This is a genomic window from Paraburkholderia sp. 2C, assembly GCF_054589215.1.
Genome location: NZ_BAAILL010000042.1, coordinates 207,942 through 220,244 on the forward strand (window position 1 = coordinate 207,942; position 12,303 = coordinate 220,244).

Annotated in this window: 9 protein-coding genes; all 9 read right to left on the reverse strand. The window is 63.3% G+C overall.

Features of this window, described 5'->3' with window-relative positions:
- Window positions 1-188 precede the first annotated feature (188 nt).
- The 9 genes from ACYPXD_RS21010 to ACYPXD_RS21050 all read right to left on the reverse strand — a co-directional run bounded on the left by ACYPXD_RS21010 (window position 189) and on the right by ACYPXD_RS21050 (window position 11,948).
- Window positions 189-842 (reverse strand): peroxiredoxin, encoded by a 654-nt coding sequence (locus ACYPXD_RS21010; protein WP_459715385.1) that lies wholly within the window; start codon window positions 840-842, stop codon window positions 189-191.
- 213 nt (window positions 843-1,055) lie between these two features.
- Window positions 1,056-1,901 (reverse strand): oxidoreductase, encoded by an 846-nt coding sequence (locus ACYPXD_RS21015; RefSeq protein ID WP_459715389.1) that lies wholly within the window; start codon window positions 1,899-1,901, stop codon window positions 1,056-1,058.
- A 209-nt stretch (window positions 1,902-2,110) separates the two neighbouring features.
- Entirely contained in the window at window positions 2,111-3,421 is a 1,311-nt protein-coding gene (locus ACYPXD_RS21020; protein WP_459715391.1) for a c-type cytochrome, read from the reverse strand.
- Window positions 3,418-5,652, reverse strand: coding sequence for a xanthine dehydrogenase family protein molybdopterin-binding subunit (locus ACYPXD_RS21025; protein WP_459715393.1), 2,235 nt, complete (start codon window positions 5,650-5,652; stop codon window positions 3,418-3,420). Before ACYPXD_RS21025 ends, ACYPXD_RS21020 begins: the two co-directional genes overlap by 4 nt.
- A gap of 1 nt (window position 5,653) precedes the next feature.
- Window positions 5,654-6,109 (reverse strand): (2Fe-2S)-binding protein, encoded by a 456-nt coding sequence (locus ACYPXD_RS21030; RefSeq protein WP_459715395.1) that lies wholly within the window; start codon window positions 6,107-6,109, stop codon window positions 5,654-5,656.
- A gap of 251 nt (window positions 6,110-6,360) precedes the next feature.
- On the reverse strand, window positions 6,361-6,555 hold the full coding sequence (locus tag ACYPXD_RS21035) for a hypothetical protein (RefSeq protein WP_459715397.1): 195 nt from the start codon (window positions 6,553-6,555) through the stop codon (window positions 6,361-6,363).
- 407 nt (window positions 6,556-6,962) lie between these two features.
- Window positions 6,963-8,216: an EAL domain-containing protein gene (locus ACYPXD_RS21040; RefSeq protein WP_459715399.1), complete on the reverse strand. Its 1,254-nt coding sequence runs from the start codon at window positions 8,214-8,216 to the stop codon at window positions 6,963-6,965.
- Between the two features lie 663 nt (window positions 8,217-8,879).
- On the reverse strand, window positions 8,880-9,566 hold the full coding sequence (locus ACYPXD_RS21045) for a Fe2+-dependent dioxygenase (RefSeq protein ID WP_459715401.1): 687 nt from the start codon (window positions 9,564-9,566) through the stop codon (window positions 8,880-8,882).
- 96 nt (window positions 9,567-9,662) lie between these two features.
- The gene (locus ACYPXD_RS21050) at window positions 9,663-11,948 is read right to left on the reverse strand and encodes a TonB-dependent receptor (RefSeq protein ID WP_459715403.1); all 2,286 of its coding nucleotides are present in this window, start codon (window positions 11,946-11,948) and stop codon (window positions 9,663-9,665) included.
- Window positions 11,949-12,303 lie beyond the last annotated feature (355 nt).

Here is a 12,303-nt window from a genome sequence, read left to right on the forward strand (position 1 = left end):
AGGATTTGCGGCCGCGCGTGCGCAGGAAGCCGCGCAGCCCGGCGACACGCCCACCGGGCAGCTGGAGCTGTCAGCGGATATCCATATGCTCGCCGCGCCCTTCTGCGTCGTCGCCGCGCGCAGCTTTTTGCAGAGCTTCAGGTAAGCAAAGCGCACGCGCCTGTTAACCGCGCGTCATTTACCGCGCGTCATTTCGGTTGCGCGACGTACCGCAAATAGGGCTTCAACGTCTTGAATCCCTGCGGGTACTTCTTGTGCGCATCGTCGTCCGAAACGGAAGTCGGGATGATCACGTCGTCGCCCGGCTTCCAGTTCACCGGCGTGGCGACCGTATGCTTCGCGTTCAGTTGCAGCGAATCGAGCAGACGCATCACTTCGTCGAAATTGCGGCCCGCGCTCATCGGATAAACAAGCATCGCCTTGACTTTCTTGTCCGGACCGATCAGGAATACCGAACGTACGGTGGCATTGTCGGCTGCCGTGCGCGTGCCGCCGCTCGCGTTCGGATGAATCATGTCGTATAGCTTCGCGACCGCGAGGTCCGAGTCGCCGATCAATGGATAGTTGACCGCGTGGCCCTGGGTCTCCTCGATATCCTTGACCCATTTCTGGTGATCGGTCACCGGATCGATGCTGAGCCCGATGATCTTCGTATTGCGCTTGTCGAACTCGGACTTGAGGCCGGCCATATAGCCGAGTTCGGTCGTGCAGACCGGCGTGAAATCTTTTGGATGCGAAAACAGGATGGCCCACTTGTCGCCGATCCAGTCGTGAAAGCGGATGGTCCCTTCGGTGGTTTCGGCGGTGAAATCGGGCGCGTCTTCTCCTAAACGAATCGACATTTCCAGCCTCCTTGGGTTGAGCGCGTCGTTGTGGGTCATACCGCCGTGGGCGCGCACGAGGATAACGGCTGCTTGAATTGTAATCAGGTTACCGGCAAAAAATTCACGTTCGACAGCTTGTTTTTCGGGATCTTCGCGCGCGACTTACACCTGAAGTAAAAGCGCAAAGGCCGTTACTTCTGACGAAAGGCGCGCGGCCGCGCATTCGATGCTTCACTGGAAATCGGTTGAAACCGCCACCGCATGCCATGCTTCGAGCTCGCTTTCGACGTGACGGTTCTTCGCATTGATTCTTGCGACCGTATCGGAACCGAGCGGCAGGCGCACCGGCGGGTTGCCGCTATCGACAAGCTTGAGTATCGCGGTGGAGAGCTTTTGCGGATCGCCCGGCTGCGCGTGATTGGCACCCGCCGCAAAGTCGCGCGTGACGCCGACCGTTTCCGCATAGTCGGCAATCTGCTGCCGGGTCGATACGAGCGAGTTGTCGTTCAGGAAGTCGGTACGGAAAAAGCCGGGCTCGACCACCGTCGCATGCACGCCGAGCGGCGCAAGCTCAGCGGCGAGCGCTTCGGTCAATCCCTCGACGGCGAATTTGGTGGACCCGTACACGCCCCAGCCTTGATAAGCCGAATAGCCGCCGACCGACGACATATTGATCACGTGCCCGCTGCGCTGTTTGCGCATATGCGGAAGCACCGCACGCGTGACGTTCAGCAGACCAAACACGTTCGTGTTGAATACAGCCTTCACTTCACTATCGCTCGATTCTTCGACCGCACCGAGCAGGCCATATCCGGCGTTGTTCACGAGCACGTCGATGCGCGAAAAGCGGGCGATGGCGGCTTCGACCGCTTGCGCCGCATCGGCTTCGTTCGTGACGTCGAGCTTGACCGCCAGCAGGTTCGGATGCTCGCCGAGCTGGTCGATGACCTGCTGCGGATTGCGCGCCGTGGCGACCACCCGATCGCCGCGCCCGATCGCATCGCGTGCGATCAGCGCGCCGAAACCGCGCGACGCGCCCGTGATAAACCAGACCTTGCCTGCCTTCGCTTGTGACATGATTCGCTCCTTTAAATCCGTGGACGGTTAGGGCTTCGTCCCTCCGGTTGCTGCGCCTCGCGACTGCGGTGATTCATTCAGCGACGCGAAGCGGGTGACACGAATAGTAGGAGCGCGAAGACCCTCAAACTAGAGCGAATTGACTTGAATGATCTACAACCTTTAGTTGCTAATCGATGGGCATTGCAGTTGCACGTCATGGCGACGCTTCACGGTTCGCGCGTCGCGTTACGGACCTTCTCCACCGCTTTGACGCTGACCGCCGGCGCGTCGTTGTTCCAGTTGCTGCGCACGAAGCTCAGCACGTCCGCGATCTGCGCGTCGGTCAGCATCGCGTGATACTTCGGCATCGAATACGGTACCGGCACGCCGCCGATCACCAGCATGCCGGTGCCGTTCAGCGTGACGTTGATCAGCGATACCGGATCGGGTTCGAGCACATTCGGGTTGCCCGCAAGCGGCGCGAGCCACGGCGCCGCGCCATTTCCGCCCGCGCCGTGGCAATGCATGCAGTACGTCGCATACGTATGCGCGCCGCGGGTGTTGGACATCGCGGCCAGCACCACGCGCTCGCCGTCCGGATGCGGCATATAGGGGCGCCCGTCGTCGCTGCGGCCGCCCGGCAGCGACTTGATATAGCGCGCAATCGCGCGCGTGTCGGCCTCGCTCAGCGTCTGCGTGCTGTAGTTGATCACGTCGGTCATCGAACCGAATGCCGTGGCGTGCGCATTGGCGCCGGTGCGCAGGAACGTGTTGAGGTCGTCCTCGCTCCAGCGTCCGAGGCCCGTGTTGTGATTGCCGGTCAGGTTCGATGCGAACCAGTTCTCGAGCGGCGCGCCGGTCAGAAACGCGCGCCCGCTTTCGTCGAGCGCTTTTTCCTGAAAGCCGATGCCGCGCGGCGTATGGCAGGCGCCGCAGTGGCCGAGGCCTTGCACGAGGTAGGCGCCGCGATTCCACTGCGCGTCCTTATCCGCTTTCGTCTGGTAACGCGTGTTGTCGAGAAAGACGACATTCCAGATCTTCAGCGGCCAGCGCATATTGAGCGGCCACGGAATGTCGGTCGCGCGGTTCGCCTGCCGGACCGGCGTCACGCCCTGCATGAAATACGCGTAAAGCGCCTTCATATCGGCGTCGCCGACTTTCGCGTACGACGGGTACGGCATGGCCGGATACAGCGCGCGACCGTCCGGCGCCACGCCTTCGCGCACCGCCTTGGCGAAATCGGCTTCGCTGTAGCGGCCGATGCCGGTCTCGCGATCGGGCGTGATGTTCGTCGAATAGATGCGGCCCATCGGCGTGGTCATCGGCAGGCCGCCGGCGAACGGCTTGCCGCGCGGCGTCGAGTGGCAGGCAAAACAGTCGCCGGCCTTCGCCAGATATTCGCCGCGTGCGACGAGCGCGGCGTCGCCCTTCGCGCCCTGTGCATGGCAGATGGCCGGGATAGCGCCGCACAGCGCGGCCAGCGCCGCGGCGGCAAGACGCAAGAAGCGGGGATGCGCGCTCACGTTGACTCTCCTCACGCCGTCTGGCCGGTGCGCAACTGATCGCCGACCGGCAGGCGCCGCACACGCGTGCCGGTCGCCGCGAAAATCGCATTGGTCACGGCCGGAATCACCGCCGACGTGCCCGGCTCGCCGATACCGCCCGGCGCTTCCTCGCTCCTGACGATAATCGTCTCGATGCGCGGCGCCTCGTTGATTCGCATCACGCGATAGTCGGTGAAATTCGTCTGTTCGACGCGGCCGTTCTTCAGTGTGATTTCGCCCCACAGCGTCGCGGTAATGCCGAAAATCGCGCCGCCTTCCACCTGCGCCTCGATCGTGTTGGGATTCACCACATGCCCGCAATCGACTGCGCAGACAACGCGCTCGACGCGCACCTCGCCGTCTTTGACATCGACCTCGGCGACCACGCAAAGGAAGCTGCCGAACGCGTTCATCACCGACACGCCACGCCCTTTGCCTTTCGGCATCGGCGCGCCCCAGCCGGCTGCGCGCGTGGCGACGTCGAGCACATTGCGGGCGCGCGGTGTCTTGTCCAGCAGCGCCCGCCGGTAGGCGACCGGGTCCGCTTTCGATTCGTGCGCGAGTTCGTCGACGAAGCTCTCGACCACGAACGTGCCGCGTGTCGGCCCCACGCCGCGCCAGAATGCGGTCGGAATGCCGCGCGGCTCCTGCCGCACATAGTCGATGCGCTGCGCGCGAATATCGTACGGCAGCATCGCCGCGACTTCGATCACGTCCGGATCGATGCCTTTCTGGAACCACTCCGGATACCAGCGCGCGACGATCGACGAACCCGCGATGCGATGCGTCCATGCCACGGGCTTGCCGTTCGAATCGAGTCCGGCGGCGATGCTGTCGAAGTAGCACGGACGGAACATATCGTGCTGGATATCTTCCTCGCGGCTCCACATCACCTTCACCGGCGCATTCACCTGCTTGCCGATCGCAACCGCCTGCTGCGCGACATCCGATTCGAGCCGGCGCCCAAAGCCGCCGCCGATCAGAAAGTTATGCACGACGATCTTTTCGCGCGGCAGCCCCGTCACCTTGACCGCTTCATCGACGACACGCGTGGGCACCTGCGTGCCGATCCACACTTCGCACTGATCGGCCGTCACATGAACCGTGCAGTTCATCGGTTCCATCGTGGCGTGCGCAAGGAACGGCTGCTGGTACACCGCTGCCATGTTTTTCGCCGCGCTTTTGAAGGCCGCGTCGACGTCGCCGTCCTTGCGCGCGACGGCGCCAGGATGTTGCGACGCGCGCCGCAGATCGTCGAATAGCATCGCGCTCGTCAGATGCGCGTTGGCACCTTCGTCCCACTCGATCGCGAGCGCGCTTGCGCCGCGCTTCGCGGCCCACGTATGGTCGGCGACCACCGCCACCGCGTTATCGAGCTTCACGATCTGCCGCACGCCGGGCTGCGCGCGCGCCACACGATCGTCGACCTTCGCGAGCTTGCCGCCGATCACCGGGCAATTGACGACCATCGCGACGAGCATGCCGGGCTCGCGCACGTCGATGCCGAACCGCGCGACGCCGTTTACCTTCTCCGGCGAATCGAGCCGTTTATGCGGTGTGCCGATCAGCTTGAACGTCTGCGGCTGTTTAAGCGTAACGGTCTTGATCAGGTCGGCGCTGACCGGCGAGCCGGCCGCACGCGCCGCGCATTCGCCGTAACCGAGCGTGCGGCCATTCACCGTATCGGTGATCACCGCATTGCGCGCGACGCACGTCGTGGCATCGACCTGCCACTGCTGCGCCGCGGCGTTGATCAGCAGCAGGCGCGCGGCGGCGCCGGCGCGCCGCATCGGCTCCCATGTCGTGCGAATCGAGAGCGAGCCGCCCGTCGCTTGCTGGCCGAGCAGCGGATCGGCATACAGTTTGGCGTCGGGCGGCGCATGTTCGACCTTCACGCGATCGAGCGGCACTTCGAGTTCTTCGGCAAGCAGCATCGGAATCGCGGTATAGACGCCCTGCCCCATCTCGACTTTCGAAATGACGAGCGCGATGCTGCCGTCCGGATCGATGCGAATAAACGCGTCGGGCGCGAACACGCCGGCTGCCGGCTGCGGCGAGCCATCGCCGGCAATCACGCTGGCCGGCCCAGGCGCGCCGTCGCTGCGCGCATTGAAGCTCACGCCGAGCAGGAGACCGCCGCCCGCCGCGATGCCGACACTGAGCCCGGCGCGCAGAAAGTCGCGCCGGCTGAACGCGTGCTCCACGCTGTGCGGCGGATTGCGCATGTCACGCTCCTTTTGCTGCCTGTTTGATCGCGGCGCGAATCCGCACGTAGGTGCCGCAGCGGCAGATATTGCCGGCCATCGCCATATCGATGTCCGCATCGCTCGGCTGCGGGTGCGCTGCGAGCAACGCGGCGGCCGACATGATCTGCCCGGACTGGCAGTAGCCGCACTGGACGACATCGAGATCGAGCCATGCCTGCTGGATCTTGCGGCCCGCGGGCGTGTTGCCGATCGCTTCGATGGTCGTGACCTTGCGTGTGCCGACGGCTGCGATCGGGGTCACGCACGAGCGAGCCGGCTGGCCATCGAGGTGGACGGTGCACGCGCCGCACTGGGCGATGCCGCAGCCGAACTTCGTGCCGGTCAGGCCGACGAGATCGCGCAGTACCCACAAGAGCGGCATTTCAGGAGTCGCGTCGACCTGCTGGTTTTGTCCGTTGACGTTGACGGTGAACATCGTAGCTCCCGCATTCCGTGAAGCGAGTTGCGTTGTGTTCGGGTGACGCTCGCGGGGGATGGGGCTACTGCGGGGCGCGGCGCCGGCATCGACAAACAGGATCTTCTATCGACGCGGGCGCGGCGGTTTGCCGATTCGAACGGATCGTTGCGCGATCCGTCATGGGGATGGAGGTCACCGCTTCCGCACGTGTCGTTAGGACATGATAGGCGTGCGAAACGGCATCGGCTAAGAAAGAAATGCGGGCACACTCATTTTGCGCTTTGCCGCTTGTGAACCGGCTCTTCGCTATAAAACTCGTGCTGCTCGGTCTCACTGAGGCCGTTCAGAATGCTCGTCGTCTTTTCGTTGATGAGATTCTCGACCGTATTCGTGATCGTGTTGCCGTAGTGGCTGGCAAGGCGTTCGAGATTGCGCTTCGTCGATATCCGGACAAAAACGGACAACCGTTCGCTGCCTCCCCCGGGCCCTAGGTGGCGCTGCCGGTACCTGCGCTGCTTTTCGGAGTTAGATAATCCCATTACGTCATTTCCGTTCCGTCTTGAGCCCGTTCCTTCCGGACACCTGGTTGTCGCTTCAGTGGATAACGGCCGCAACCCAATCGGCATTTAGGGTGCAGCAAAAGTTATGCAGTAACCGGGGCGACCGAAAATCGGCCGGCTGTTACGGCAATGCCGCTCGCAGAGCGGCTCCGCCTTGCTCGGCGGGGTTTTGCGCGATTGCAAGGCACGTTACGCGAATTCGCATAAACGTTTGCGCGTTCGCCTCCGGCTCAGGCATGACCCGCCGCCTTTATGCAATCGAAGCTCATATATAGGTCGATTATTTTCAATGCCCATACCGGGCGACCGGTTCAATGAGACTGAAACGCGTGCATGAAGCGGGGCGGAGCATCCTCCTTGCGATGCCGCATTTCGTCGTCGAAGAACGTCGAGAAACGCGAGGCGGAAATCGCCTTGCCCAGGTAGAAGCCTTGCGCCAGATCGATATGCGCGCGCCCAACCGCGTGAAACTGGCTCACGCCTTCGACACCGTCGACCACCACGGCCATATTCAGGCGCCGCCCCGCGCTTGCCATCTCCTGCAACTGGTGCGCGCGTGCGCCCTCTTCGAGGCCCATTACCTCGCGATCGACCTTCACGAAGTCGCAACCAGCCCGGGCAGCCGATTCGAGCTTCGGCGACGCCGATCGCACATGCGACACGCCGACGCGAATCCTGTCGTTACGCAATTGCGCGACCGCGGACACCACGTCGGCTATGTCGTCGATCGGCATCTGCAGAATGACATGGCTTTTTGCGGTCAGGCGATTCGCCATCCTGATCAGTTTCGCGATCGAGTCGGACGAGTCGAGCATCGAGGCCGGCACGTCGACGATCAGATACAGCGAATCGCTGTGGTCTAACGCTTCGAGTTCCGTCGCAGCGGTCTCGAACACGTAGTCGAGAATGCGCTCCGCAATCGGCGTGCGATCGAGTTCCTTCATATACCACTCGGCGCCTCGAATGCCATGCACCGAATTGCGCCAGCGCAGCATCACTTCGAGGCCGACGCACTTCTGCGTGCGCGTGTAAAAGACCGGTTGGTATTCAAGATGAAATTCGTCGCGCCGCAACCCGCGCCGCGCGGCACGCGCAAGTATCGCGCGCGGGCTGAACCAGCGTGCGCGCGCGAGCAGCGCGCAGGCCACGAGCGCGGCGATCAAGGCGGCGCCAAGCAGGATTGCGATGCCGATGCGAATCAGAAGCGGCCAGTCGATCGCGGGGCCGGGCGAATCCGACGCGCCGCCGCGAACCGAATCGGTACTCGCATGCACGGTATCGGGTGTCGAGGGGGCGGCGGTCGGCGCGTGCGCCGCCGAGGGCTGAACAAACGAGGCGCCGATGCCGCCGCTGGTCGCTGGGGTCAGGTTCTGGCCGGCGCTCGCGTCGGGCGTGAGATTGCCGGTAGCCGGCTGTTGCGCGGCCGGATCGAACGGCGCCGAGGTCTGTGCACCGCCGCCGCCGCCGCTCGTTGCGATCTGCGTGAAACGGCAGTAGACCGGCGCGTCGCCGTTGAGCGTCCGGTTCATGCCCATGCCGCCGAGCGGTGCCGGCAAGCGAAGCACGGCAGGCCCTGCGCAATCGGTACCCGAAAATGAGTCTTCGCTGGAAACGTTTGCCGTTCCGGCCGCCGCATGCGCCGACGCGACAAGCGCCGCTGCATAGGCCGCTTGCGCGAACATGCAGACAGCGAATACGCAGAACACCCCGATGTTTCTCGATCGCATAGTCGTGTGGTTAGTAATGCCGCACTTTCGATTCATTCCTCGCGGAATGGCCCGCGTGCCCGGCTTCTAAAGGCCGTGCTTAACGGACTAACGCGTTTGCGTCCGAAGATGAGCGGCCCTTGCCGCGACGCAAACGTGTGCGCTTTACGGCAAGGAATTGGCGTCGTGACTACGCAAACGAGGACCTCAAAAGCCTCGGATTATAAGGACGCTATTCATGCCGCATTTCAATTCGGTTACGCGGTAACCGGCGAACTGCGAGTGAGAGGGAGCTTGGAAAAAAGGCTGGCGACTTTGTCGAAACGCTGCTGCTGCGCTGCTGCCGAATAAATCGCTGCAGGGACGCGCGATTGCGTGTTGCGCGTTCGTTTGTTTTGTAGGGCGCAAGTCTACACCGCGAAGACGCCGCTGTGTAGTCGGATCGGTTACGCACTAACCTGACGGCACGCGAGCGCGACGCTCGCCTCGCGGCGGCGTCGACTCCGCGTCAACGGCCTGAAATCAGGTTTCGCTCCACATGCGCAACAGGTTGTGATAGCAACCAACGAGCGTGCGCCGCGCGGCTTCGTCGCCGTTCGATGCATTGAGGCGCTGAATCGAGTTATCCATGTCGAACAGCAACGCGCGCTGCGTGTCGTCGCGCACGAGGCTTTGCGCCCAGAAGAAACTCGACACGCGCGCGCCGCGCGTGACCGGACGCACCTGATGCAGGCTCGTACCCGGATAGACGATCGCGTGACCGGCCGGCAGTTTCACTTCCTGCAAGCCGAACGTATCTTCGATCAGCAATTCGCCGCCATCGTATTCGTCAGGCGGCGTGAGAAAAAGCGTGATCGACACGTCGGTGCGCACGCGCCGGCCGCTGCCCGGCACGAGCCGGATCGCGCCGTCGACGTGACTGCCGAAATGCATGCCGCCTTCATAGCGGTTGAAGAGCGGCGGATACACCTTGTTCGGCAACACCGCGCTGATGAATAGCTGATTGCGCTCGAGCGACGCGACAATGCGGTCGCCCATTTCGAGGGCGATGTCCGAGCCTTCCGCAATCTGCTGATTGTGCTTGACGGGCGCACCCTGATAGCCGGCCGTCGCGCGGCCGTGCACCCACGAGTCGGTGGCCGCTTCGAGCTGCGCGCGCATGGCGGCCGCGTCGGCCGGGCTCAGTACGTCGGGAATGGAGACAATCATCGTTTGGCGCTTCCTGCAGGAACGCGCGCCCGCGTGCTTGCAAGGCACCAGGGCGCGCGGCGTTCGTGAGGCGTGTGAAAGACCCGCCCGCGGCGATCAGTAGAAGCGATAGTTTAGCGTCGCGAGGAACGTGCGGCCCAGCGCCGGCACCGCGCGGCCGCCATCGGACTGGATGATCGCATCGTAGTAGTGCTTGTTGGTCAGGTTGATCAGGTTCAGCTGAATGTCGTAGTGCTTCTGGTGGAAAGCGGCCATCGCATCCCAGCGCGTGTAGCCCGGCACTTCGACGCGGTTGTTGTTCGCCGCATAGCGCGGGCCCGTATACACCGGACCGCCGCCGATTTCCCATTGCGGCGTGAACAGGTACGTGGTCCACAACGTCAGCATGTTGCGCGGCGTGTTAGCCGGCGTGTTGCCCTGCGTGCCGTCGCGTGCTTCGAGAATGTCGCCGTCCATATACGTGTAGCCGCCGAACACCTGCCACTTGTTCGTGATGCGCCCCGCCACACCGAGCTGATAGCCGCGCACGCGGATATTGCCGTCGAGCGTGTACGTGCCGTCCACATTCTGCGTACGCGCATTGGTCTGCTCGATATTGAACAGCGACTGCGTGACCGACAGGCCGCCGCCGAGCAGATCCCACTTCGCACCCACTTCGTACGACTTGTTGTGCACGGGCGGCAGGTTCTGCTGGCCGTTGGTCAGCGTCAATGCTTCGAGCGACGGGTCGAACGACGTACCGTACGACACGTAGTACGACTGCCAGTCGGTCGGCTGCCAGATGATGCCGCCGCGCACGCTCGTGAAGTAGTTGGTCTGCGTTGCATAGCCCGGCGCGTTGATCGAGTTGTTGATCGACGCCTCGTAGCGGTCCCAGCGCACGCCGCCCACCACTTTCCAGTGCTCGCCGATCGACACCGTATCGTTCGCGTAGACGCCGATGCCGTTCGCACTCGACTCCGCGAGGTTGCCGCGCGTGACCTGCAGATTCCCCGGCGTCGGCACATACGGCGGGTCGAGCAGCGGCACGATCGCGATCGTGTTGGACGGCAAGCCCGGCGTGGTCGCCGTGTACGACTGGTTGCTGTACGTCTCGTGACTGAGGTCGACGCCCATCAGCAGGTCGTGCTTGATAAAGCCCGTCGCGAACTTCGTTTCGAGTTCGGTCGTGTTGTACAACGAATGGTCGTTGATCACACGGTCCTTGCCCTGCATCTTGACGAAAAGCTGCGACGGATCGAGCGTGGTGAAGTTGCCGTTGCTCAGCGCGGTCGACGTCGCGAGCGGCCCGGTCAGCACTGCGGCCGGGTTCGATGCCTGCACGTTGGTGCTGTAGTGGCTGTACTGAGTCTGGTTGCTCAGCGTGACGTTTTCGTTGAAGCGGTGCTTGATGCGCGCCGAGAACGTCTGCACGTCCTGGATCGTGCGGTCGTTTGTGAAGCCGTAGAACGTCGACGGACCCACCACCGACGCCGGATGGCCGTTCAACGACGGGATGCCGTAGTCGGGCTGGTCGTTGTTGTGCTGGATCAGCGCGGACAGCGTGATTTCCGTCGGCGTGCCGATACCGAATTTCACTTCGGGTGCGACGCCGTAGTCCTTGCTCTTCATCACGTCGCGCGTCGAGCCGAGGTCCTGGCCGAAGGCGTTGATTCGGAAGGCGGAGGTATCGGTGATCGGCTGATCGAGGTCGACGGTCGTGCGATAGCGGTCATGCGTGCCCGCCTGCACCGACACGTCGGCACGCGGCTTCAGCGTCGGCTGTTTGCTGACCTGGTTGATCACGCCGCCCGTCGAGCCGCGGCCGAAATACAGCGACGACGGGCCGTACAGCACATCGATCGATTCGAGGTTGAACGTGTCGCGATAGTACTGGCCGCGATCGCGGAAACCGTCGAGATAGATGTCGGTGCGCGCGGTAAAGCCGCGCAGGTTGATGTTGTTGCCGATCGTGCCGCCTTCGGCCGCCGCGATCGTAATGCCGGGCACGTTGCGCAGCGCGTCGGTGAACGAACTCGCCGCCTGCGACTGCAGCACCGCCTTCGGCACGACCACCGCCGCTTGCGGAATGTCGCGCAGCGCGGTCGGCACTTTCGCGCCGACGCTCGAGATGTCCGGCTGGAAGTCGTTGCTGGTGTCGGCCTGGCCGGTCACCTTGACGGCGGGCAGTGTCGCGCCGGGCGCGGCACTCCCGGTGGCGCCCGGGTCTTTTTCGGCCGCGCCGCTGTCTTTCGGGTCAGCGGCTCCGGTCGCGGGGTTGGCTCCGGTTGCGGCCTGGGCGATCTGCGTGGCGGAAGGCGCGGCAGGCGCGGTGGTTTGGGCGTAGAGCGGCGTCGCGAAAATGGCCATAGCGGCCGCCGCGACTGGCGTGGTCTTGAACATCAGCTTCCCTGTCGTTGTCAGTTAATTCTTATGAGCCGACAGGCACTACGCCGCCGGCGCACGCGAACGAGCGTGCGGGGACCGCCCCATGCCGTGTTGCTGCATCGCAACCGGCTGGTGGTGTTTGCTTATTGTTTGTTAGATACGGTTACAAATAAATGAGAATCGGTATCATTACACAAACCACCGATGCGGGGCAATCGTTGGCTGACAAGGCTGTAGCCGAAAAGCATCAGTTAGTTATTTGAAAGAATTTGAAACAGCGAGCAGACGCCGCGGATTTGTCCTGCAGCACTCCGAACCCCGGATCGCACCTAAATCCGCGTCCCGAAAAGAAAAAAGGCGGCACTTCGCG

Coding starts and splice junctions, on each gene's coding strand:
- ACYPXD_RS21050 (WP_459715403.1), bottom strand. CDS start 11,948: ATGTTCAAGACCACGCCAGTCGCGGCGGCCGCTATGGCCATTTTCGCG.
- ACYPXD_RS21010 (WP_459715385.1), bottom strand. CDS start 842: ATGTCGATTCGTTTAGGAGAAGACGCGCCCGATTTCACCGCCGAAACC.
- ACYPXD_RS21015 (WP_459715389.1), bottom strand. CDS start 1,901: ATGTCACAAGCGAAGGCAGGCAAGGTCTGGTTTATCACGGGCGCGTCG.
- ACYPXD_RS21045 (WP_459715401.1), bottom strand. CDS start 9,566: ATGATTGTCTCCATTCCCGACGTACTGAGCCCGGCCGACGCGGCCGCC.
- ACYPXD_RS21030 (WP_459715395.1), bottom strand. CDS start 6,109: ATGTTCACCGTCAACGTCAACGGACAAAACCAGCAGGTCGACGCGACT.
- ACYPXD_RS21025 (WP_459715393.1), bottom strand. CDS start 5,652: ATGCGCAATCCGCCGCACAGCGTGGAGCACGCGTTCAGCCGGCGCGAC.